Below are 20,277 nucleotides of genomic sequence, written 5' to 3'. Positions count from 1 at the left end.
AGGTTGATCCTGAATTCAGGGTCAACCTTTTTTAGTTCAAACGAAGCTTATTAACTAAGCTGGATAAAGGGTTTTCAGCTCTTCTGGTGAAATATTAGTGGAGAGGGATCAACAAGGGGGTACACATTACATATGGAAATCAGAACGATACGAGATGATGAATTCAGAGATTTTTTACGGATGGGAGAATTTGCATTCCAATATGAGTTGTCGGATGAGGATGTAGAGAATCGCAAATCGTTGTTGGAGCTGGAAAATTGCTGGGCACTGTACGAAGGGGAAGAAATGGCTTCGAAATTGACCATTCATCCGATGAAAATCTGGCTTGCTGGAAAGCAAATGCCGATGGGTGGAATCGCTGGAGTTGCTTCATGGCCAGAACACCGAAGGAAAGGTCATATTAAAGCGCTCATGAGGAAATCACTTGAAGTCATGAAGGAGAAAGGACAATATGTTTCTATGCTGCATCCTTTTTCTTTTGCGTTCTATCGGAATTATGGATGGGAGATGACCCATCAAGTGATGAAATATGAAATCAAGCCAGTACAGTTACCGAAGAGGAAACTGGACTATTCAGGAAGAGTATTCCGGATCAATCATGATATCGAACGATTGAATGCGATGTATGAACGATATGCAGAAGACTATTCAGGGATGTTGAAGCGATCTGAGTTATGGTGGAAACAATCCATTCTACCTAACGAGAGAGAGATCGTAGCCGTCTATCAGGACGTCAATGGAGTCGATCAGGGATATATGATCTATAAAGTCAAAAAAGAGCATATGGAGATTGAGGAGTGGATCAATCTGAATGGTGAAGCTAAACGGGCGATGATTGATTATGTTTCCAATCACGATTCGATGGTGGATAAGATTACGATACACCCACCTGTCCATGAGAGCTTTGCGTTTTGGATGTCGGACCCTAAAATCAAACAAGAAATCAGTTCTTATTTTATGAGCCGGATCGTTGATGTCGAAAAATTCTTGAAAGAATATCCTTTTCAAAAGCCTGTAGATGAAAAGCCCTTCATCTTCCAAGTGACGGATTCATTCGCTGAATGGAACAATGGGGTTTTCATCGTTAGAATGAATGAGGATGCTGAGAATGAAGTAGAGCATATTCCACCTAAGGACCACAGCAGCTGTACACAAGAGCCCAAGAGAGGGGTCTTATGTGATATCAATGCTTTATCAACAATGTTCTTCCACTGTATGCGACCATCAGAATTAGCAGAGCAAGGGTGGATCTCAGGTAGCAAGACGGAAATCGAGCGGTTGGAAAAGTTGATCGGCTCCCACAAACCGTTTTTGTATGACTTCTTTTAAGATAAACTTTGTTGCCCTTATACTGAAGAAAGTACAAAATACTTTCTTCAGTATAAGGGCAACTAAGGCTCGACCTACAAAAGGCTTGGTCTCGCCTGTCACACAAAACTAAAAAAGGTGACCGACGTTTCCGAAGCTTAGCTCGTAACGTTCAGGTCACCTTTTTCATATTTTAAAATTCGTTTTGACGATACCCGCTTCTTTCGCTGAATTGAACAGGATCAAAATGAGTGGACCGACAATAAAGCCTATTGGTCCAAGCAGTTTCAAACCAAGATACATAGCGATTAGTGTAGAAAGCGCTGATAGACCGATATGGTGTCCCATCACTTTCGGTTCGACTGTTCTTCGGATGATCAGAAGAATGACTGCTAAAACAGCTAACTTTGTCCCAAGGACAATGTTGCCGATCAATAAGTAATAAATAGCCCAGGGGCCAAGAATCACAATGGATCCGATAATCGGTATGAAATCAATGATCCAAATGATGAAAGCCATCAATAAGGCTACATCCGGCACGATAATGTAAAGACCGACCAACGCAGCGATGAAGATGACGATACTCACGAGAAATTGCGCCTTCATGAAGCCGAAGACAACATAAGATAGTCTAGTTGTCATAAAATGCACTTTCTCAGCTGTCTTTTCTGTCAGATGAGAATAGAATTGACGGCGCAAGCGAGGAAATTCCAATTGGAACAAAAATAGGGTGATCAAATAGACGATGATGCTCACTAAATAACTCGGTATTAGCGATACAAGAGATGTAAGCGTCTCGACATAATTTTTTTCAAGTAATTTTCCCCTGATCGATTCCAAGAACTGATTAACTTGATTATTGATTTCAATGACGAATTCCTCTGGCAAGTCTTGTGCAGCTTTTTCAAAATTTTGCTCAATATCATCCCAGACATTGTTCACTTCAGAAATATACATCGGAGAATTTTCGATGAAATTGATTGCTGAGGTAACAACCTTCGTAACGAGAAGATAACTGCCCATCCCCATTAAAATGACAAAAAGCATGAAGACGATGAAAGCAGAAAAATTTCGTTTGAGGGAGAACCGATTCTGTAACATCCTCACGGCAGGTTCTAAGAAAAACGCTGTTAAAAGGGCGAAGACGATCGGGAGAGAAATCGGTAAAATCCAGATGAATAGTGCTGCAATGATAAGTGTAATCAATGTATAAACGATCCAACGTTTACGTGGTGTCAGTTGTTTCAATATAGTCCCCCTTCCCCTTGTACTCCTTACTATATATTATATGGGTAATGTGAAAATATGAACAGACATCTTTCTTTAATTCTCAACAAAAAAAGTCTGACTGCTTAGCCAGACCTTCTCCATTAATCCGTATGGTGTTTATCGATTTCTTCTTTTAGCTGATTCAAGAGCTTCTTACAAGTACTTACGATCTTGTTTGGGAAATCTTCATCATACTCGACACCATGAGGATAATAATGCTTCCCTAAGTATGGTTCCATCAATTTGATGAGTGCATGTCCAGTTTCCACTTCACCCTCGACAGCATAACAAGGAACACGCAAGTAGAAGACTTCACCCGTATCCATGTTTTCAAACTTATAATCGTATGTAATGCGTTCGTAATCCCATTGGCCTGCTCGAACGAAACCAACCTCATTCGTCAAATGCTCAAGCATTTCAAAGTCCAGAACCTTGCCGGCCAAGCCGATCTCTTCAAATTTCATGAGTAATCCTCCACATCCTTCGATATGTTCTTTCCTTCATTATAATAGTACGAAACTGTTAAAGATGCAATCTTTCCACAACTGATTTGAAATAAATTGCAATCAAAACTGAAAAGAAATTGAAAAATTGGTCAAACTAAACGGTGAAATGGAGGAGATGAGATGAAGAAATGGATGGTTGTAGCATTAGCATTGATGTTGAGTTTTTGTCTTCAATCACCTGCACAGGCTCAAGGTCAATCAGTCCATATCGTCAAATCTGGAGATACACTTTGGAAAATTTCAAAATGGTTTCAAATCGGGTTGTCTGAAATCATCAATGCGAATCCCCAATTTGAAAATCCTGATCTGATTTATCCTGGAGATAAAGTGTATATTCCGAGAAAACAGAAGATCAAGTCGATTGAATATGAGGTCATCAAACTTACGAATCAAAAACGTGCCGAGAATGGCCTCGGACCATTGAAAGCGGATTGGCAATTATCACGGGTGGCGAGATACAAATCCAATGATATGAAGAATAACGGATACTTTTCTCACCAATCACCGACATACGGATCTCCATTCGAAATGATGCGGGATTTCAATATCAACTACACATCCGCAGGTGAAAACATCGCAATGGGACAAACCTCCGCACAAGCGGTCGTGGATGCTTGGATGAAGAGTCCAGGTCATAGGAAAAATATCTTAAGTTCGAATTATACGTACATTGGTGTCGGTTATGCTAAGGGTGGTTCCGGAAGGTATTATTGGACACAAATGTTCATCAGGAAATAGGTGATCGAATGAAACAATTAAGAGACATCATGACCAAGCCAGTAGACTTTTGTACCGTACTGGACAATGTTTATGAGGCAGCTGTAAAGATGAAGGACGATCATGTCGGTGCTATTCCTGTCTGTGAAAATGACAAGTTAGTCGGAATGATTACAGATCGGGATATCGTGGTTCGAGGTGTAGCGGAAAAGAAACCTAATGCATCGAAAATCACAGATGTGATGAGTGATCACATCATTACTGGAACTCCTGAGATGTCGGTGGATGAGGCAATCCATTTAATGATGCAGCATGAAATTCGCAGACTCCCGATTGTTGAAGAAACCCGGCTCATTGGCATTGTCTCACTTGGAGATCTCGCGAAGCATAGAGAAACCAATGAACAAGCTGGTGTAGCATTAACGGATATATCTGAGGCAGATCCAGATCAACAACCTTATCACTAAGATGATCAGCGGGTTGACCTTACAGAAGGTCAACCTTTTTTGTATGAATCATTACGATGTTGAATAGGATGTATAGAAACACTTCTGGTTTGTCCAAATAGACAACCTGGCCTCTTTCATGTAATGTGAGGTTAAAGTCTATACGATGGATGGGGGAGGGCTAAGATGAAGAGTTTCGGGTTGATCATCGTTATTGCCATTATCATGTATGGTTTCAGTATTCTGTACGAAGACCTGAAGCATCTCCCGGAAGTAAATAAAGAAAACCAAGCCCAACAGGAGTCGGTCGAAAATTCTTCTGCTTCAGAAAATCTGGATCTTCCTGAAGGGGGCATAAATCATTACTTCTCCATGAATCAGGAAGAGCTGATTGCTGAACTTGGTGAACCAGATCGCATCGATTCTTCCTCTTATGGGTACCAATGGTGGATTTATGAGCAAAATCCAGACCAATATATCCAGTTTGGGGTGGAAAAAGGGAAGATTGTAACGGTATTCGTACTCGGAAAGAATATCGACATATCTCCACTGAAAATAGGTGAAAAGACGTCCGAAGTACAATCGAAGGTGAACATAGAAGGAGAAGTCCCTTTGAATGTTGATGGGAATCGTTATCGGTTCGAGCTGACACAAGAAGAGTTGAATACGAGACCTCTCGTGAAAATCAACGGTATTTGGGCGCAATTGTATTTGGATCAATTTGACGGTACATTGGTAGGTGCCCGTTACCTGGATCCAAAAGTTTTGGTCATGCAACGACCATATTCCTTAGAGTACCGTGGTGAATTGATTGAGCAGCCTAAAATCTCGTCAGATGAGCGGAAGCAGATCCGGGATGGGGAAGAGGAACAAATCTTCACAATTACAAATGTCATCCGCCAGCAATACGGTCAGGCACCGTTACAGTGGCATGAGAATACAGCTCAGGTCGCTTACGGACACAGTAAGGAAATGAGTGAAGAAAATTATTTTGCTCATGAGTCACCGATATCCGGGAGTTTATCAGACCGTTTAGAAAATGGGGATATTCGTTATCTCCAAGCGGGTGAAAACATAGCGGCGAATTATATTGACGGTATTGAAGCTGTAATCGGGTGGTTGAACAGTGAGGGACACCGAAAGGCTTTGCTGAATAAAGACTTCACACATCTTGGTGTTGGAGTCTATGAAAAATATTACACGCAGAACTTCATTGTTCCATTTGAATAAAATGTAAAGGCTGGTTCTCTAGAGAAAAAGCTTGAGACCAGCCGGTTCGGTTATCTATCACAAACAATAAATATGTTGACTAAAATGTGCCCGAATTGCATAGCAATTTGAGGCACTATTTTTGTTGATAAATAAGGATTATTGCTCAAATAGAACAATTTGTAACCTTACAGAATCCCCTGTATGTTTGCAAATTGACCTGCATTTTACTATTAATTGTTTTTGTTAGAATGCGGAAGGTAATCAAGATTTTTAAACTTATTGTTATTCAACAAATGGACAGGATTGTTGAAGGTGGGAGATAGGGTTTAACGGACATCAGATCCGTTATTTGTGACAAAAACGCCAATTTCGGTGTGCAAACGGACATCAGATGCGCTATTCTTTAAAAAGTATATTGTTTTTGATGATTTTGGACCAAATAAGGTATCATATGTCCGTTAAGTTTAGTGAAAATGAATAAGTTATAGAAATAAGGTCCTCAATGTCCGTTAGATTTATGAATTAGTCATTCTTCATTAATTATCGCGCGCTTTAGTTTAAAAAACTGAAAAAAATAGCCGCACATCGATCCGTAATGGATTGAAAGTTCGGCTTATTTTATATCTAATACAATATGAAATACAGTGCAATTATCTATGCATTTCCATATGCAATTTCTTAAGTAAATTACGGTTTTGTGACAGGTATCAGAACCCGTTCTCTTGAGACCAGCCTTTTTTATTATCTGGGGATCAAATAAAAACTGCCTGAGGCTGCTGCTACGAGTGTTCCTACATCATTGTAAATCTTACACTCTGTAACGGAAGTCTTAGACCCCAGATGAAGGATGGTAGCCTCACAGCGTAAAGCTTCACCAACACCAGGAGCGATATAATTCAGCTTCATCTCTGAAGTGACTGCAACCAGATTCTCTGGAATCCTTCGATTGACGAGGGTACCCATTGCTGTGTCTGCAAGTGTAGCCGTGAATCCGCCATGTACGATATCTACGGAATTACTAAGAAACGGTGTAATCGGAATACTCATTTCAAGCTGTTCACCAGATTCCTGTATGCTCGTCTTCATGAAACTTGTTATGTAAGTCTTATATTCACCATTGTGTTTGGATTGAAGGCCATTTAATACTTGTGTCAGAACACGTTTATCTTCATCGGTTGCTGAAGTCAGGACATCTTGCACCTTGTTTAGAATTTCTTTATTCAAATCCATATGGGTTCCTCTTTTCCTTTATGTATGCGCATTGTAAGTTTATCAATGAAAAAATACGTTCCGCAACTATAAAATAGGCGAACATAATAACGTGTTTCATTGTACTATATACTGTAGGCTTGAGTTGAACGTAATGGGGAGGCATTAAGGTGAGTAAGCAAGCGAATAAAAACGTAAAGGTCGAACAATTCAAGATGTTTGTACGCTCACACCCTGGATTAATCGATCACGTAAAAACTGGCAACCAGTCATGGCAAGAAGTCTTTACAGAATGGAACTTACTTGGTGAAGACCATGAGCAATGGGGTCAATACATTGAGCGAAAAATAGGGGTTGCAAATACAAAAGAAAAAACGAAGAAAAAAGGAACAAGTGTCAACGATCTGTCCGTTGGGGAGTTATTGAATATGTTCAAAAACCTCGATATGGAAGAAGTGAGGGAGTATGTATCTCAGTTCAGTTCTGCAGTAACAGGCATTCAAGAGATGCTCCAGTCCTTCCAATCGAAAGGTCCGACGAGACCACCGACGAATAACAACCCATTTAATCAATATTTCAAAGACTAGGATAAGGGAGTAAGAACTATGCGGAGAGAAATCATCCAATACTTGGATCAACGGCCGGATCTGAAATTCATCATCCGAGAACAACCCCACTGGTATCGTAAATTGTCTCGTAATCCTGCTTCCATCCAGGAACTTGAAGAAGAAGCAAAAACCTTCTATGGTCAAACGTTCGGTCAAAGAGTGGACCGATTGAATGGACAAATCGAGTCCTTTTCTAAGCTTTTACAGCTTTTTGCAAAACAATAACGCAGGTTGACTCAAATAAAAGTGTTCCACACCTCCAGAACCATTTAGGCTGCGAGGCTAATAGCACTTACGAGTCAGCCTTTTTATTTTGGACAAGCAAGTGGATAAATCTTTTATGGTCCGCAAAAGATATCGGGTGAGGAGGTGTCACCTGATCATGATGAAGAATCGTATTATGTTATCCACTATTACCATAGCATTGTTGTCCGGTTGCCAATGGGATCATGATGAAAAATTGCAACAAGTCGTCGTTGAATCAAGACCGGATTCGTTTCAGGCGATGGAAGTGACCAATCCAGCCCAAGAATTGAGCATGACAGTCAGGCATATGGTGACGAACAACGATATATCCGTAGAATGTTATGTTCCGGGATTTGAATTCACCAAGGGGGAAGGGAAATCTCAGCACGACAAAAAAGGGTACTTGAAGATCTCTGTCAATCATCAAAAACCCTTTCCGGTATATAAAGCTGCATTTGTTATTAAGGATCTAGCCAAAGGAAACCACCATATCCGCGTATCCCTTGTCGATACCGATGGTGAAAAAATCGATGGCTTGGAAAAGCAATTTTTTGTACAAGTCCGTTGAATATTATGAGCTCAGTGGCGTCACTTGTTTAGAACCGAATGGATTCGGCGGTTGTAACGGTTTGAATTCTTTCAAAAGATATTGAAAAATCTTTTCTTGCAAGTTGATTTTCATTTCTCGAAGAGCATCATTTCCGAACAATGTATTGAATTCAATGAAATAATACTTCCCATTCACATAGGCAAGATCAAAGCCTGCGTGATTCACATTCAACTGTTTCGCGACTTGCATGGTCAACTCCAACGCTTCTTGTGGTATGTGATTGACATCGACAAGACCACCTTTTGAAACATTGTTATGGAAGCCTTCGCTAACTCGCCAATAAGCGGCAACAACTTCGTCACCAATGACACATACTCTCAAGTCACGGTCCATTTCCAAGTATTCTTGCACATAGAATGTTTCGTTTTTTTCAGAATACTTAAGGAAGTCCTCTTCCGAGTTGATTAAAAATACCCCTCTACCCATGGAGTTGCGAGGTTCTTTTGCAACGAATGGAAAAGGAAATGTATCCAAAACATGTCTGATGTTCGATTCGGATCTACCTAAGATTTCCGTATAGGGAACGTGTTCTGGGCATACCGTCCAGAAAGCTCTGGTCATTTCCACCTTGTCATATCCAAGATGGATGGTTTCTACGCTAGGAAACACTGGTTTCTTCAATCCATACACAATGGAATTCACTTGCCAGTGTTCAGGATACAGGATGACTTCAGCGTCTTTGATAGAAGAACTTTCACGGAACATCAATTCCGGTTTGATGTAATGGACGCCAGGAATACCGATGGTGCGAAACGGATTAAACGTTACTAATTTCAATTTTCTATCCCCTAAAAAATGTACTAAACGAGAAAATTATATGGTCATTCATACATTCTGTCAATTGATTTTTTAAAAGGCTGTTATCTCAATCTTTGTTGCTCTTGCACTTGAAGAAAGTATAAAATACTTTCTTCAGTATAAGGGCAACTAGGACTCGACCCTAAAAAAGGCTTGGTCTCGCCAAGTTTTCTTTAAAAGTTGTCGATTCCCTCAAGGATGCTCGCTTTCCGCGGGGCGTGCGGTGAGCCCACTCACTTGCACAGGATGTCAACACAAAAATGATACATTTTCAAAGAAGCCATTTGTGCTCCTGCGTCTACAAGAAAGTCCTGTGGAGCGAGCTTCCTCGTCGCATGCCTTGCCAGGAGATTATTCAGGTAGTAGGCACGCTGGAGTCTCGCACCTTGCTCTCCAATCAACTTGCACAAGGTCAGTTTCTAAAAGTCACTAAAAAGCAATAATCTTTCAGATAAGAGCCTTTTTAAACGAAATACCCTCCCTTGAATGGTTGTATTGCAAGTAGTTGGAATCGATTCGGTTAGAAGCATGGAAATGTGTGGCGATTGTGTGGCATAATAGTGATAACCCATTGAAAAGGGTGGAGGTGTATCACATGTTAGCAACAATTGAAGGCATTGAGATTCTGGATGGTGCAGATGAACTTGCAGCAATGGTGGTCCATTCAGATGTCGCACAGCAATATAAAGAAGCTAAACGAAAGCTTCAGAATGATAAAAAGGCCCAGCGCCTCATATATGAGTTCAGCAAGATGAAGGAGAAGTACGAAGAAGTCCAGCGATTCGGTAAATATCATCCGGATTACAAGACGGTTTCGAAGGATATCCGAGTTCTTAAGCGTGAAGTCGATCTCCTGGATACAGTGTACGAATATAAAGTCGCGGAGAAAGCCCTCGAAAAACTGCTGAATGAAATCAGCGGAATCATCGCAGGTCAAGTCTCCAAGAATATCAAGGTCCCTACAGGAAATCCATTCTTTGACAACATGTCATGTGGTGGAGGCTGTGGTTCCGGTGGATCTTGTGGCTGTGGTTGATGTACTTAATCGATAAAGGGAAACCCGTTCGGGTTTCCCTTTTTTTGATAGGTAGAAGGATCATTCAACTCCTGAATCGTATGCAGTCATGGCATAGGTTGCCGCAGCAGAACATCTTTTCCTGGGGTACGAAGAATCTACCTCGGTATACGTATACATTGTTTTCTTTCCTAACAAAAATCATTTCGGAATGAAGCCTTTTTCCTTTCATAGCTTGAACGGCTGCCTTTTCGATCAGCTTTTGCATTTGTTTATGGACTATATCCTCGTGAACCGTCAAATAGAAGAATGGAATTCCTGCCATCTGTGTTTTTTCAACAGATTGAATACCATCTTCTTTTTGAAGTTTTTGGATGAAAACAGTCCATACCTTATCAAGATCCATTTCACCACACACCTTGGATAATCGATAATTGAGATTGCCATGTCAGCGATCTTCGTGCTAGACTGAATAAAAACCGGGATAAAGGAGTGTGCTTATGCTGACGAACCGGACAGGATTAGCGATTTGGCTACATTCTTTAAAATACATAAAACAGCTTCGGAAATTCGGGAACATCCATTATGTTTCCAAGCGTATGAAATATGCAGTACTTTATTGTGATACCGCTCAAAAGGAGCGAATCATCGAAAAGATTGAAAAACTACACTTCGTCAAGAAGGTAGAGCCTTCACATAAGGCGCATATCAAGACTGAATATCAAAACGCAATGCCGGACAAGGCAAAAGAATACGATTATAAAATCGGGTTATAAAACATTATTGCCAGGCAGGAATGATATGTTGCAATCTCAGAATACCCGTAAGGTACTGATAATATAGGTCGATTTCATTAAATCCACTCGACGGACGAACCTCCAAGAGTTGGATTTCTTTATTATGGCGCACAGCACATTGCTCGAATAGGTCCCAACGTTTCGAGTGTTCGCGAATCCCTTCCCGACAGATGTAGATCGGTTGGAAGTTGGATTCACCTGCAGGTTGCAGAACGATGGCAAGTGAGCAGATTTCTTGGTCATTTTTGACTGTTTTCAGCGCAACGAATTTACTCAGTCGGGCTTCATTCGTATCCGCTAGTTCAATAAGTTCGTATAGGTCTGAGTAACCCTCACCTAGTTCTATGAATCGTTGTATCATATGTAAGACTCCTTTCATTACATACATACTGTAGCACGAATCCATTGATGTGTGAACGATTTCTCCATTTACCGATTCCATAGGGTTGTAGGCCATCAGGAGAGTCGTGGAAATGCGTTCTTCAACATATGTTCATCTACCCATAAAAAAATGCCCGCAGGTAGGAATGCCTGCGGGCTGTTCCATATCAAAACATGCTGGAAACATCATTGAAATGTTTTTTCGCCGTAAGAATGGAACAATGGGAGAGGAGAAACCGGAGTTAAGCCTATGGGGAAATTAAGCTTACTCCGTGGTTCAACTAACAACACCATCTATGATGTTGTTAATCCTATTATTGTACAGTTCAAAAACAGATATACACTGTATTTAAGAATTTGCTTCTTTTATGGTAGGATAGTGGAGGAAAATATAACGATGTGAGGTATACGAAATGAGAATCATATCTGGTGATTTTAAAGGACGAAGATTGAAGGCAGTTCCGGGAACCGGTACAAGACCTACATCGGATAAAATACGCGAATCGATCTTCAATGTGATCGGTCCATTTTTCGAGGGTGGACGATCCCTTGATCTATATGGAGGCAGTGGAGCTCTGTCCATCGAAGCGCTAAGTCGCGGGGTAGAACAGGCCACGATTGTCGATGCAGAACCGAAAGCGATTGAAACGATCAAAGAAAACATCCAAACATTTGATGTGGTGGATCGGGTAGAGGTGTTCCGAAATGATGCATACAGAGCTTTGAAAGCGCTTCGAAAAAGAGAGATTCGATTCCGATACGTTTTTCTAGACCCCCCTTATAGGAAACAGAAGATCGCAAAAGAAATTGAATTCCTCGTCGAACATCATCTGTTAGAGTCACAAGCACTGATTGTGGCTGAGCACGATGCGAAACTTCGACTACCTGAGCAAATCGGTACCTGTAAAATGCATAAACATGAGCAATATAACAGTACAACAGCGGTTACAATATTTGTGAATGAGGACGAAAGGACGATGACACATGAATAAGAAGCTAGCAATCTGTCCGGGAAGCTTTGACCCGATTACATATGGACATCTCGACATCATACAAAGAGGTGCAAGTGTCTTTGATGAAGTGATTGTCGTAGTGGCGAATAATCAGAGCAAGAGTTCATTGTTTTCAGTTGAAGAAAGGATGGAACTCATCAAAGAAACGACGAAGGACCTTCCCAACATAAAAGTGGATACTTGTAATGGTCTATTGATGGATTATGTGAGAACGACTGGTGCAAAAGTCATTCTTAGAGGACTCCGTGCCGTTTCTGACTTCGAGTACGAGATGCAGATCACTTCAATCAACAGAAAGTTGGATGAATCTGTGGAAACCTTCTTCATGATGACAAATAATCAATACTCCTTCTTAAGCTCCAGCATCGTAAAGGAAGTAGCAAAATATCATTCTCCTGTTTCCGACTTGGTCCCTAAAATCGTAGAAGAAGCGCTGAAGAAGAAGTTTGCTAAATAATGCGTTAGATACATAAGCTTTTACCTGGCGGATTTCCATTTGAGTGATTTCCAGTGTAAGGTTACATAACCTAGCAGACTGATGAATGTAATCAATGCACCGACCGATAGCAGGCTTTCCCAGGCATCATAAATCCATGAAATCGATGGATGAGTCGAAAATGTTTCAACCACGGTGGGTTGATGACCATGATTCAAATAAAGTGGTTTCCATAGGATCAGAGTCAATACAGAAGCTATGAATCCATGCATGATCCTCGCAAGGAAAAATGGTTTGAACCGGATGTCCGTCTCAGCTAGTATGCTCGCCACTTGAGCTTGTACGGAAAAGCCGTTGAAAGCGAGTATGAAGCTGACGACGATCGCTTGTTGTAATAGTGCGGAACTGGATGTCTCGCTGATTTGTTTACTTCCTAGCGTGATCTCAAACAATCCGGAGATGAATGGCGAAATGATGTCATGAGAAAAACCAATCAGGCTAGCCACTGAAGCTAAAATGGTAGCGAATAACATCGTAATATTGAATTCCGTCAACATTCTGTTCAGTACAGAAAATAGGAGAATGAACCCACCTATCATCAACAGCGTTTGAATCGAATGTTTCACTGCATCTCCCATTTGTTTACCGAACGGACGGGGATCCATCTGTCTGACGTGATACATTCGCTCTAATGCATGCATGAATAGATTGATTTTTGTCGGCTTCCTGCAAACCGGTGCCGCGATTTCAGATGATCCATAAAATCGCATGATGATACCGACGATGATGTTACCCATATAATGTGAAGCGGCAAGCAGGATACCCAGTTCTGCATTATGAAAGAACCCTACGGCTACAGCCCCGAGGATGAAAAGAGGATTGGAACAATTGGTGAAAGCGACCAAACGTTCAGCTTCGTGCTGTGTCACTTCTTTTTCTTGTCTTAAACGGGCGGTCAACTTGGCACCTGCAGGAAATCCTGAAGCTAACCCCATTGCCCATACGAACCCCCCTGAACCAGGTACGTTGAACAATGGCCTCATGATCGGCTCCATTAAAACTCCGATAAAACGGACGACACCAAAGCAAATCAATAATTCACTGATTATGAAAAATGGAAGCAAGGAAGGAAAGACGATTTCCCACCACATTTCAAGCCCTTTCAAGGATGATTCGAAGGCGGCTTTAGGGTATATCATAATAGAGAAGGCGAATAAGGTCGTCAGAAGGGCGATGATCAGATTTTTTATGCGCGAAAGGTACAATCTAAAGCCTCCTTATGAATAGTCTAAATATATAGGCGATCTAGAAGAAGTTGTCCCTATTATTTATACGTACGCTTGTACAGATTAGACCAATTGTCCCTACACGAAGGAGGACGTGCTGTGAAGGAACCTAAAATCGGTATAGCACTCGGTTCGGGTGGAGCCAGAGGGTTTGCACATATAGGCGTCTTGAAGGCGCTCCATCATGCAGGTATCAAGATTGACATGGTAGCAGGTAGCAGTATGGGGGCACTTGTAGGAGCTTTTTATTGTACTGGTCACGAGCCCGCCACGATGGTGAAGATGGCGAAAATGTTTCGTAGAAGGTATTATATGGATTATACTGTTCCGAAGATGGGGTTCGTTTCGGGCAAGAAAGTCGAGCAGCTGATTTATGCCTTGACCCAACGGAAGAAGATAGAAGAGCTCGATATTCCATTTTCAATCATCGCGACCGACTTGCTGAAGGCGGAAAAAGTCGTCATCCAGGAAGGCTTGATTTCAGAAGCTGTTCGAGCGAGCATTGCGGTACCTGGAATTTTTGTCCCGTATAAGAAGGACGGACGGCTCCTGGTGGATGGGAGTGTCATCGATCGTGTACCTGTTTCGGTCGTGAAACAAATGGGAGCAGATATCATCATTGCCGTCGACATTTCCCATATTAAACAGAATCCTGAGATCAGTACGATTTTCGATGTGATCATGCAAAGCATCGATATCATGCAGCGCGAATTGGTCAAAGCACATGAAATCACGACGGATGTCTTGATCAGGCCCCATGTGGAAAATTTCAGTGCCTCCGCTTTCAAAGACATAGAAGAGATCATCGAAATCGGCGAAAAAGAAACGAATGGCCGAATTGCGGATATCGAAGCTGTAATACAAAACTGGAGGAAACAGAATGAAGAGATATAGAGGTTATTGGCCATGGGCAGGTCTCCTACTCGCAATATTACTGGCGTTCGTACCGATTCCGTATTATTTCACACAACCTGGAGATGCAAAGGAACTCACTCCAATTATCGAAGTGGAAGACAGGAATGAAGCTGAAGGCACCTTCATGTTGACAACGGTATTGGTCGGAAAAGCGAATGGAGCCAAATACTTATGGGCAAAGCTGAGCGACTATAGAGAGGTGTATCCGGAGGATCATATCAGAGGTTCAGATGAGACGGAAGAAGAATATCAGTCCCGTCAACTGCAATTGATGCAAAGCTCTCAACACGCAGCAACCATCGTCGCCTATAAGGAAGCGGATAAGGAAATTGAAATCAAAAATAAAGGCGTATTCGTAACGGGTGTCATTTCAGGTATGCCTGCAGATGATCTATTGAATGTAGGAGATCTCATAACTGAATTGAACGGAAAAGTAATCAAAACAGCAGAAGAACTCGTCGAAGGGCTGAAGAAGTTTGAGGCGAATGAAGAAGTGGAATTGACGGTAGTCCGTGATTCGAAGGAAGAAAAGGTGAACATCCCACTGAAACCATTCCCTGAAAAGCTTATGGACGAAGATGGTGATGAACGTGCCGGCATCGGCATCACTTACCCTGTCACGTTCACTGAAATCAAAACCGATCCAAAACTGAAGATTGATACGAACCAGATCGGTGGTCCTTCAGCTGGTTTGATGTTCACGTTAGAAATCTACAATCAATTGACGGACACAGACTGGACGAAGGGGTATCACATAGCGGGTACAGGTACAATGAATGAAAAAGGGGAAGTCGGACCGATCGGCGGAATCAAACAAAAAGTCGTGGCAGCAGATAATGCGGAAGCGGATGTATTCTTTTCACCCGTAGCTGCTGACAACTATAAAGAAGCAAAAGAAGCTGCAGAGGATATCAATACCGATATGGAAATCGTCCCTGTAAAAACATTCAAGGATGCCCTCGATTATTTAAAAGAACTTAAACACAGCGAATGAGATAGTAGGAAAAGAGCCGGATACCCGTAGAAGAACGGATGTCCGGCTCTTTTTTATGTGTTTACATGGAGTCGTATAGGAGGTGTGGCGTATTCACGTTTCCATAGTGAAATGTGCTGTTCGTTCGGATATCCGAGAATGTAGGTATTCGTTGCGGTCTTATCCAATTCGAAAAATGGGTCACTGTATTTCGAAAGCATGCTGACAAGAGGGAGTTTCATGTCTTTCTTAACACTGTTCAAGTACGCTTGACCGTCCGGACTCATACCTAATAGTCGGACATACGAAGGGGCTTCGGTGAGTGCGACTTCCATCGTGTGTTTCTTTGCATTCGTAAGAATATGGGTGCAGAGCCTTTGCAATCGAGTCCATGTGTATCGTTTCGTTTTGACCCGTTCGATGAATTCCGTGAACGTTCCTGCATGAACGATACACTCCTTCAACCGATTTTCAATTCCCTCCACACATTCATAAATCTGTCTCAGATCTTCGTCTGTCGATGTAATGATTCGGTGTTTCAACAGGGGAAAGTATCGCTCCCAATTCATGAAATGACCGAATTCTTTTTGATGTTGGGTTAGTCCGGTGTATGTAGATGCCGGAACGAAACGCTGAATGGAAGATAAGTCTGCATCCCCATCAAAAAGCATTTTCCGGATACCTGTCGCACTGGCGATATCATTCTCACCTTCACCATGTTCATGGTAGCCTGCGCCTGTTCTTTTTACCGTATTGGGCTTGATGTCCGGATTGATGTGTTGGATCGATTGCACGTAATGATAGCCAAGGATGTTGTTTGGTTGTGAGAGATCTACGATATCCTCAGGTCGATTGGTGAGTTGAGTGAATGCCTCTGAAGCGGCTGCTGGATAGCTGATGCCTTTCTTGACATTCTCCTGTATGCTCTCGTTGTATTCTTTTTCATGTGTGTTCAAAAAGTCGACGGTTTCAATAAAAGGTTGTATATTTCCGGATTCACTGCCGAAAATAACTTCATCTGTCTTTAACGCATCCAGAATGGAGATCGCCCCGTAAGCAAAGCGATCCGCCCGTTGTGTAGCGTAAGCGTATGGAAGTTCTACAACGATGTCCACGCCAGCCTCAAGTGCCATGCGGGTTCTCGTCCATTTTGACACGAGTGCGGGCTCTCCCCGTTGCAGAAAGTTCCCGCTCATGACCGCAATCGTCACATCCGCTTGAGAGGACTGTTTGGATTGCTGGAGATGATAGAAGTGTCCATTATGGAAGGGATTGTACTCCACCACTAAACCTAATGCCTTCATATTTTGACTCCTTATAATTTGGTAGTAAAAAAGAGTTTGCGTTACACTGTTGGTATGTTTAAAGTAAATATGAATGTGGAATTCTATTGTACCAAATTCTGCCGAAAGATTGAAAACGACTGTAAAGAAAAAATGTTGACAATTTTTTTGTGGAAAGCTATAATTACTACTGTTGCCTTGAGGTGATGACAAATGAAATGGTCCATACAACAATTGAGAAGTTTTCAACGTAAAGGACTAGAAATTGATGAAACCATTGAGTTGGATTCAATAAGCGATTTGGAGCCTGAAATCCGCGATCTGACACCGGTCCACATAACTGGGAACGCGGAAGTCAACCAAAATCGTGCTGTATTCCATCTGACGATCAAAGGGGCGATGACGTTGCCGGATTCGGTAACGCTCCAAGATGTGCTCTACCCGTTCCATATCCATTCGACTGAAATTTTCATGTTCGACCCTGATCATGGAATGGATGCGAATGAAGAGGACATCCACGTCGTTGAAGGAAATACAGTGGACCTGATACCTTATATTCAGGAAAACATTCTGTTGGAAAAGCCGTTGAAGGTCATCAGCTCTGAACCAACGGACAACCCTCCCGCACCACCATCTGGTAAAGGATGGGATGTCGTTGAGGAAGAACCGGATCAAGAAGAAAAAGTTGATCCTAGGATGGCCGAATTGGCCAAATTCTTTGATAAAAATGATGAAAAGTGAAGAAGCATTGAGATGCTCTAGCTGAACAATTCCTTCAAGGAGGTGGAAAACCATGGCAGTACCTTTTAGAAGAACCTCTACAACTCGTAAAAACAAGCGTCGTACACACTATAAGTTGAAAGTACCTGGAATGGTCAAATGCCCTAACTGTGGCGAATACAAGCTTTCTCACCGAGTATGTGGCGAATGTGGCACATACAAAGGAAAAGAAGTAGTTGAAAAGTAAGTTATAAGATAACAAGGAGGAATTGTCCTCCTTGTTTTTTTATTGGGCATAGAGAGGCCGCTAGCTGGTACTGAAAACAGAGAAACACCGATATCGATACCACATAGAGGCGATAGCTGTGGTTTTTGAACCCGGTTATTTTTCTAAAACGTGTATAATGTTAAATAAAATGCTGTGAAGGGGCGGGGAAACGACTGTGGTGAACAAATTGCTAGTGGAAGTAAAAGACGGAATCGGATGGATTACACTCAATCATGCAGAACGATACAACGCGATAAATTACGAAATGATGGATCTGCTCGACAACGCGATTGATGAACTGAAGCATGATGACAACGCAAAAGTCCTTGTCATAACCGGATCAGGCGACAAATCGTTCTGTTCTGGCGGAGACTTATCGGCGTTCCATCAATTGCATACAGAAGAAGAGGCCTATACGATGCTGTCCAGAATGGGGGATGTCTTATTCAAGCTGTTCACCTTTCCGAAACCGACGATCGCGCTGTTGAATGGCGTGGCGGTCGGCGGAGGGTGTGAAATTGCTTCAGCGTGTGACTTCAGGCTAGCCGCTCCACATGTAAAATTCGGTTTCATTCAGGGAACATTAGGGATTACCACTGGCTGGGGAGGAACCACCTTCCTCATGGAAAGGGTGGCGAATGATACAGCACTCGAATGGCTGCTCAGCTCTGAAAAATACACGGCTGCAGAAGGAGTTGCGAAAGGATTCATTCAAAAAGAACTCGGATATACGGAAAATGAATTCCAGACTTGGCTACAACCGATCGCCAATCAAACAATCGGTGTTCTCAAGGCCTACAAGCAACGTCGACTCGATCAGATCAATCTCCAGAAAACAAAAGCAAACATGGAAGCGGAAATCCGTGAGTGCTCCAAGTTATGGGCGTCAGATGAGCACCACGAGGCTGTCGCTGCCTTCCTGAAGCGGCGTTAATTCAACCTATTGGTGCTCCTGCATCTTTTACTAGAACGAAGTCTATCTTTTCTACTATGTGCATATGTTGGTTATAAAAGTAGAAATGTATGGAGGGATGCAGATGGGCTCCACACGCCAAGATGCATGGAATCACGATGAAGATCTATTGCTAGCTGAAGTCGTTCTCCGACATATACGTGAAGGTGGAACTCAATTGGCGGCATTTGAAGAGGTAGGGAAGAAATTATCAAGGACACCTGCTGCATGCGGTTTCCGGTGGAATTCTTTAATACGGAAAAAATATGATGCAGCCATCACCATCGCAAAAAAACAACGCAAACAAGCAAATCAAGCTTCGTCCAAGTCGAAGAAAAAGTCGGCACAACCTGAAAAGGATCAAGTAAAAGTCATGAATACCGACAATCAAAGTTTATGTATGGAGGATGTCATAAACTATTTGCAAAACATACAAGAAACAGAAATGAATGCAGAATCCATATTGGAAGAATACCAACAATTGAAGGAAGATTATGCTCAATTGGCTGAGGAGAATAAAGAACTCGAGTGTCAGATCAGGAAAGTCCAGGATGAATACGAAAAAGTACATGAAGATTACAGGGTATTATTGAATTTCATGGACAGAGCGAGAAAAATGGCGATAACAGAAGACGATGAAGAAGCTTCACAAGTAAAGTTCCAGATGGATTATAACGGAAACCTCCAGAAGGTAGAGAAATAATCGATATACCCCATAAGAAAAAAGTGGCCGATCATTATTGATCGACCACTTTTTTACGTTTTAAGATTCTATGCTTTCTGAGGATAGATCCATTTCCTTCAATGGACCTTCACTCGTCGTGGCGTCTTGTTGCTCGTGTACACCGGCAGGATACCATACATAAGGGTTCTCACCGCGGTCACGATTCGGGTTGTAGGTGACGGAATTGAAGCCCATCTTTTCCCAGAATTCGCTAGAACGTTGTCGTCCGTTCGTTTTGATAGGTAGATTGTAAGACTTGGCATATTGGACGAGCGCGCTTCCGAATCCTTTTCCATGATAATCAGGCAATACTTCCAACTTCCACAATTCCAAGTAGTCTTGTGGTGGATCGAAATAACGGTCATAATGCCCGTCAATTCGATAAAGACTCATTCTAGCAACAAGCTTGTTTCCGTAGTAAATTCCATAAAACGGTGATTCACTATCGTTTTCGATGATATTCTCTTGAAGGTCCTCGAGCATGGATAGCTCCTGAATCCCGTATTCCTTGAATTTTTTGAATTCCTCAAGGGTTTTATAGTTAACGAGAAGTTTTTGCACTTTATACATAATCGCATCCCCCTT

26 protein-coding genes are annotated in these 20,277 nt (G+C 42.0%); 17 read left to right on the top strand and 9 right to left on the bottom strand.

Annotation, left to right across the window (positions count from 1 at the left end):
• Window positions 1-132: 132 nt before the first annotated feature.
• On the top strand, window positions 133-1,329 hold the full coding sequence (locus ACXQIQ_RS05135; protein WP_439299834.1) for a GNAT family N-acetyltransferase: 1,197 nt from the start codon (window positions 133-135) through the stop codon (window positions 1,327-1,329).
• Window positions 1,330-1,494: 165 nt separating this feature from the next.
• On the opposite strand, the gene ytvI is transcribed toward ACXQIQ_RS05135, so the two are convergent.
• Both ytvI and ACXQIQ_RS05125 read right to left on the bottom strand, forming a co-directional pair.
• Window positions 1,495-2,556, bottom strand: a complete 1,062-nt coding sequence (ytvI, locus tag ACXQIQ_RS05130) for a sporulation integral membrane protein YtvI (RefSeq protein ID WP_439299835.1) — start codon at window positions 2,554-2,556, stop codon at window positions 1,495-1,497.
• A 122-nt stretch (window positions 2,557-2,678) separates the two neighbouring features.
• Window positions 2,679-3,041 (bottom strand): YugN family protein, encoded by a 363-nt coding sequence (locus ACXQIQ_RS05125; RefSeq protein ID WP_439299836.1) that lies wholly within the window; start codon window positions 3,039-3,041, stop codon window positions 2,679-2,681.
• Between the two features lie 162 nt (window positions 3,042-3,203).
• Between ACXQIQ_RS05125 and safA the strand changes: the two genes are divergently transcribed.
• The 3 genes from safA to ACXQIQ_RS05110 all read left to right on the top strand — a co-directional run bounded on the left by safA (window position 3,204) and on the right by ACXQIQ_RS05110 (window position 5,476).
• Window positions 3,204-3,821: a SafA/ExsA family spore coat assembly protein gene (gene safA / locus ACXQIQ_RS05120; protein WP_439299837.1), complete on the top strand. Its 618-nt coding sequence runs from the start codon at window positions 3,204-3,206 to the stop codon at window positions 3,819-3,821.
• A gap of 8 nt (window positions 3,822-3,829) precedes the next feature.
• Window positions 3,830-4,267: a CBS domain-containing protein gene (locus tag ACXQIQ_RS05115; RefSeq protein ID WP_439299838.1), complete on the top strand. Its 438-nt coding sequence runs from the start codon at window positions 3,830-3,832 to the stop codon at window positions 4,265-4,267.
• Window positions 4,268-4,432: 165 nt separating this feature from the next.
• Entirely contained in the window at window positions 4,433-5,476 is a 1,044-nt protein-coding gene (locus tag ACXQIQ_RS05110; RefSeq protein ID WP_439299839.1) for a CAP domain-containing protein, read from the top strand.
• A 723-nt stretch (window positions 5,477-6,199) separates the two neighbouring features.
• Here the strand turns inward: ACXQIQ_RS05110 and ACXQIQ_RS05105 are convergent.
• Window positions 6,200-6,688, bottom strand: a complete 489-nt coding sequence (locus ACXQIQ_RS05105) for a PaaI family thioesterase (RefSeq protein ID WP_439299840.1) — start codon at window positions 6,686-6,688, stop codon at window positions 6,200-6,202.
• A 149-nt stretch (window positions 6,689-6,837) separates the two neighbouring features.
• Here ACXQIQ_RS05105 and ylbD point away from each other — a divergent pair, with 149 nt between their 5' ends.
• From ylbD to ACXQIQ_RS05090, 3 genes are all read left to right on the top strand, one after another.
• Window positions 6,838-7,254: a spore coat protein YlbD gene (gene ylbD / locus ACXQIQ_RS05100; RefSeq protein ID WP_439299841.1), complete on the top strand. Its 417-nt coding sequence runs from the start codon at window positions 6,838-6,840 to the stop codon at window positions 7,252-7,254.
• Window positions 7,255-7,272: 18 nt separating this feature from the next.
• A complete protein-coding gene (locus ACXQIQ_RS05095) occupies window positions 7,273-7,500 on the top strand; it encodes a YlbE-like family protein (RefSeq protein WP_439299842.1) in 228 nt (75 codons plus the stop codon).
• 157 nt (window positions 7,501-7,657) lie between these two features.
• Entirely contained in the window at window positions 7,658-8,089 is a 432-nt protein-coding gene (locus tag ACXQIQ_RS05090) for a hypothetical protein (RefSeq protein ID WP_439299843.1), read from the top strand.
• A 3-nt stretch (window positions 8,090-8,092) separates the two neighbouring features.
• Here ACXQIQ_RS05090 and ACXQIQ_RS05085 read toward each other — a convergent pair whose 3' ends face one another.
• Entirely contained in the window at window positions 8,093-8,908 is an 816-nt protein-coding gene (locus ACXQIQ_RS05085; RefSeq protein WP_439299844.1) for an ATP-grasp domain-containing protein, read from the bottom strand.
• Window positions 8,909-9,524: 616 nt separating this feature from the next.
• On the opposite strand from ACXQIQ_RS05085, the gene ACXQIQ_RS05080 reads away from it, so the two are divergent.
• A complete protein-coding gene (locus tag ACXQIQ_RS05080) occupies window positions 9,525-9,965 on the top strand; it encodes a YlbF family regulator (RefSeq protein ID WP_439299845.1) in 441 nt (146 codons plus the stop codon).
• A 64-nt stretch (window positions 9,966-10,029) separates the two neighbouring features.
• Here the strand turns inward: ACXQIQ_RS05080 and ACXQIQ_RS05075 are convergent, their stop codons facing one another.
• The gene (locus ACXQIQ_RS05075; RefSeq protein WP_439299846.1) at window positions 10,030-10,350 is read right to left on the bottom strand and encodes a hypothetical protein; all 321 of its coding nucleotides are present in this window, start codon (window positions 10,348-10,350) and stop codon (window positions 10,030-10,032) included.
• A 94-nt stretch (window positions 10,351-10,444) separates the two neighbouring features.
• On the opposite strand from ACXQIQ_RS05075, the gene ACXQIQ_RS05070 reads away from it, so the two are divergent.
• Window positions 10,445-10,720: a YlbG family protein gene (locus ACXQIQ_RS05070; protein ID WP_439299847.1), complete on the top strand. Its 276-nt coding sequence runs from the start codon at window positions 10,445-10,447 to the stop codon at window positions 10,718-10,720.
• Window positions 10,721-10,724: 4 nt separating this feature from the next.
• Here ACXQIQ_RS05070 and ACXQIQ_RS05065 read toward each other — a convergent pair whose 3' ends face one another.
• Window positions 10,725-11,102, bottom strand: a complete 378-nt coding sequence (locus ACXQIQ_RS05065; RefSeq protein WP_439299848.1) for a DUF7147 family protein — start codon at window positions 11,100-11,102, stop codon at window positions 10,725-10,727.
• A gap of 433 nt (window positions 11,103-11,535) precedes the next feature.
• On the opposite strand from ACXQIQ_RS05065, the gene rsmD reads away from it, so the two are divergent.
• Together rsmD and coaD are read left to right on the top strand one after the other, a co-directional pair.
• Window positions 11,536-12,114 (top strand): 16S rRNA (guanine(966)-N(2))-methyltransferase RsmD, encoded by a 579-nt coding sequence (rsmD, locus tag ACXQIQ_RS05060; RefSeq protein WP_439299849.1) that lies wholly within the window; start codon window positions 11,536-11,538, stop codon window positions 12,112-12,114.
• Complete coding sequence (gene coaD, locus ACXQIQ_RS05055) at window positions 12,107-12,592, top strand: pantetheine-phosphate adenylyltransferase (protein WP_226551285.1); 486 nt, start codon at window positions 12,107-12,109, stop codon at window positions 12,590-12,592. The genes rsmD and coaD overlap by 8 nt, the downstream gene beginning before the upstream one ends.
• A 20-nt stretch (window positions 12,593-12,612) precedes the next feature.
• Here coaD and ylbJ read toward each other — a convergent pair whose 3' ends face one another.
• Entirely contained in the window at window positions 12,613-13,836 is a 1,224-nt protein-coding gene (gene ylbJ / locus ACXQIQ_RS05050) for a sporulation integral membrane protein YlbJ (RefSeq protein WP_439299850.1), read from the bottom strand.
• Between the two features lie 120 nt (window positions 13,837-13,956).
• Between ylbJ and ACXQIQ_RS05045 the strand changes: the two genes are divergently transcribed.
• Window positions 13,957-14,751 carry a patatin-like phospholipase family protein gene (locus ACXQIQ_RS05045; RefSeq protein ID WP_439299851.1) on the top strand — a complete coding sequence of 265 codons (795 nt, stop codon included), beginning with the start codon at window positions 13,957-13,959 and terminating at the stop codon, window positions 14,749-14,751.
• Window positions 14,738-15,766: a SepM family pheromone-processing serine protease gene (locus ACXQIQ_RS05040; protein WP_439299852.1), complete on the top strand. Its 1,029-nt coding sequence runs from the start codon at window positions 14,738-14,740 to the stop codon at window positions 15,764-15,766. Before ACXQIQ_RS05045 ends, ACXQIQ_RS05040 begins: the two co-directional genes overlap by 14 nt.
• Before the next feature lie 53 nt (window positions 15,767-15,819).
• On the opposite strand, the gene ACXQIQ_RS05035 is transcribed toward ACXQIQ_RS05040, so the two are convergent.
• Window positions 15,820-17,049 carry a nucleotidyltransferase gene (locus ACXQIQ_RS05035; protein WP_439299853.1) on the bottom strand — a complete coding sequence of 410 codons (1,230 nt, stop codon included), beginning with the start codon at window positions 17,047-17,049 and terminating at the stop codon, window positions 15,820-15,822.
• Window positions 17,050-17,241: 192 nt separating this feature from the next.
• On the opposite strand from ACXQIQ_RS05035, the gene ACXQIQ_RS05030 reads away from it, so the two are divergent.
• From ACXQIQ_RS05030 to ACXQIQ_RS05015, 4 genes are all read left to right on the top strand, one after another.
• Complete coding sequence (locus tag ACXQIQ_RS05030) at window positions 17,242-17,769, top strand: YceD family protein (protein ID WP_439299854.1); 528 nt, start codon at window positions 17,242-17,244, stop codon at window positions 17,767-17,769.
• Between the two features lie 52 nt (window positions 17,770-17,821).
• The gene (gene rpmF / locus ACXQIQ_RS05025) at window positions 17,822-17,995 is read left to right on the top strand and encodes a 50S ribosomal protein L32 (RefSeq protein ID WP_226551278.1); all 174 of its coding nucleotides are present in this window, start codon (window positions 17,822-17,824) and stop codon (window positions 17,993-17,995) included.
• A gap of 196 nt (window positions 17,996-18,191) precedes the next feature.
• Window positions 18,192-18,950 (top strand): enoyl-CoA hydratase/isomerase family protein, encoded by a 759-nt coding sequence (locus ACXQIQ_RS05020; protein ID WP_439299855.1) that lies wholly within the window; start codon window positions 18,192-18,194, stop codon window positions 18,948-18,950.
• Window positions 18,951-19,053: 103 nt separating this feature from the next.
• Window positions 19,054-19,671, top strand: coding sequence for an RsfA family transcriptional regulator (locus ACXQIQ_RS05015; protein WP_439299856.1), 618 nt, complete (start codon window positions 19,054-19,056; stop codon window positions 19,669-19,671).
• Between the two features lie 60 nt (window positions 19,672-19,731).
• Here ACXQIQ_RS05015 and ACXQIQ_RS05010 read toward each other — a convergent pair whose 3' ends face one another.
• Window positions 19,732-20,262 carry an N-acetyltransferase gene (locus ACXQIQ_RS05010; RefSeq protein ID WP_439299857.1) on the bottom strand — a complete coding sequence of 177 codons (531 nt, stop codon included), beginning with the start codon at window positions 20,260-20,262 and terminating at the stop codon, window positions 19,732-19,734.
• Window positions 20,263-20,277 lie beyond the last annotated feature (15 nt).

It is taken from the genome of Pseudalkalibacillus sp. Hm43 (assembly GCF_054170705.1).
The sequence above is the reverse complement of the archived record's forward strand: the minus strand, read 5'-3'. Positions and strand labels throughout refer to the sequence as shown.

What these genes read in the sequence shown, in the direction of transcription:
- ACXQIQ_RS05135 (WP_439299834.1), top strand. Translation starts at nt 133, where the DNA reads ATGGAAATCAGAACGATACGAGATGATGAATTCAGAGATTTTTTACGG.
- ACXQIQ_RS05125 (WP_439299836.1), bottom strand. Translation starts at nt 3,041, where the DNA reads ATGAAATTTGAAGAGATCGGCTTGGCCGGCAAGGTTCTGGACTTTGAA.
- safA (WP_439299837.1), top strand. Translation starts at nt 3,204, where the DNA reads ATGAAGAAATGGATGGTTGTAGCATTAGCATTGATGTTGAGTTTTTGT.
- ACXQIQ_RS05115 (WP_439299838.1), top strand. Translation starts at nt 3,830, where the DNA reads ATGAAACAATTAAGAGACATCATGACCAAGCCAGTAGACTTTTGTACC.
- ACXQIQ_RS05110 (WP_439299839.1), top strand. Translation starts at nt 4,433, where the DNA reads ATGAAGAGTTTCGGGTTGATCATCGTTATTGCCATTATCATGTATGGT.
- ACXQIQ_RS05105 (WP_439299840.1), bottom strand. Translation starts at nt 6,688, where the DNA reads ATGGATTTGAATAAAGAAATTCTAAACAAGGTGCAAGATGTCCTGACT.
- ACXQIQ_RS05095 (WP_439299842.1), top strand. Translation starts at nt 7,273, where the DNA reads ATGCGGAGAGAAATCATCCAATACTTGGATCAACGGCCGGATCTGAAA.
- ACXQIQ_RS05090 (WP_439299843.1), top strand. Translation starts at nt 7,658, where the DNA reads ATGATGAAGAATCGTATTATGTTATCCACTATTACCATAGCATTGTTG.
- ACXQIQ_RS05080 (WP_439299845.1), top strand. Translation starts at nt 9,525, where the DNA reads ATGTTAGCAACAATTGAAGGCATTGAGATTCTGGATGGTGCAGATGAA.
- ACXQIQ_RS05075 (WP_439299846.1), bottom strand. Translation starts at nt 10,350, where the DNA reads ATGGATCTTGATAAGGTATGGACTGTTTTCATCCAAAAACTTCAAAAA.
- ACXQIQ_RS05070 (WP_439299847.1), top strand. Translation starts at nt 10,445, where the DNA reads ATGCTGACGAACCGGACAGGATTAGCGATTTGGCTACATTCTTTAAAA.
- ACXQIQ_RS05065 (WP_439299848.1), bottom strand. Translation starts at nt 11,102, where the DNA reads ATGATACAACGATTCATAGAACTAGGTGAGGGTTACTCAGACCTATAC.
- rsmD (WP_439299849.1), top strand. Translation starts at nt 11,536, where the DNA reads ATGAGAATCATATCTGGTGATTTTAAAGGACGAAGATTGAAGGCAGTT.
- coaD (WP_226551285.1), top strand. Translation starts at nt 12,107, where the DNA reads ATGAATAAGAAGCTAGCAATCTGTCCGGGAAGCTTTGACCCGATTACA.
- ACXQIQ_RS05040 (WP_439299852.1), top strand. Translation starts at nt 14,738, where the DNA reads ATGAAGAGATATAGAGGTTATTGGCCATGGGCAGGTCTCCTACTCGCA.
- ACXQIQ_RS05035 (WP_439299853.1), bottom strand. Translation starts at nt 17,049, where the DNA reads ATGAAGGCATTAGGTTTAGTGGTGGAGTACAATCCCTTCCATAATGGA.
- ACXQIQ_RS05030 (WP_439299854.1), top strand. Translation starts at nt 17,242, where the DNA reads ATGAAATGGTCCATACAACAATTGAGAAGTTTTCAACGTAAAGGACTA.
- rpmF (WP_226551278.1), top strand. Translation starts at nt 17,822, where the DNA reads ATGGCAGTACCTTTTAGAAGAACCTCTACAACTCGTAAAAACAAGCGT.
- ACXQIQ_RS05015 (WP_439299856.1), top strand. Translation starts at nt 19,054, where the DNA reads ATGGGCTCCACACGCCAAGATGCATGGAATCACGATGAAGATCTATTG.
- ACXQIQ_RS05010 (WP_439299857.1), bottom strand. Translation starts at nt 20,262, where the DNA reads ATGTATAAAGTGCAAAAACTTCTCGTTAACTATAAAACCCTTGAGGAA.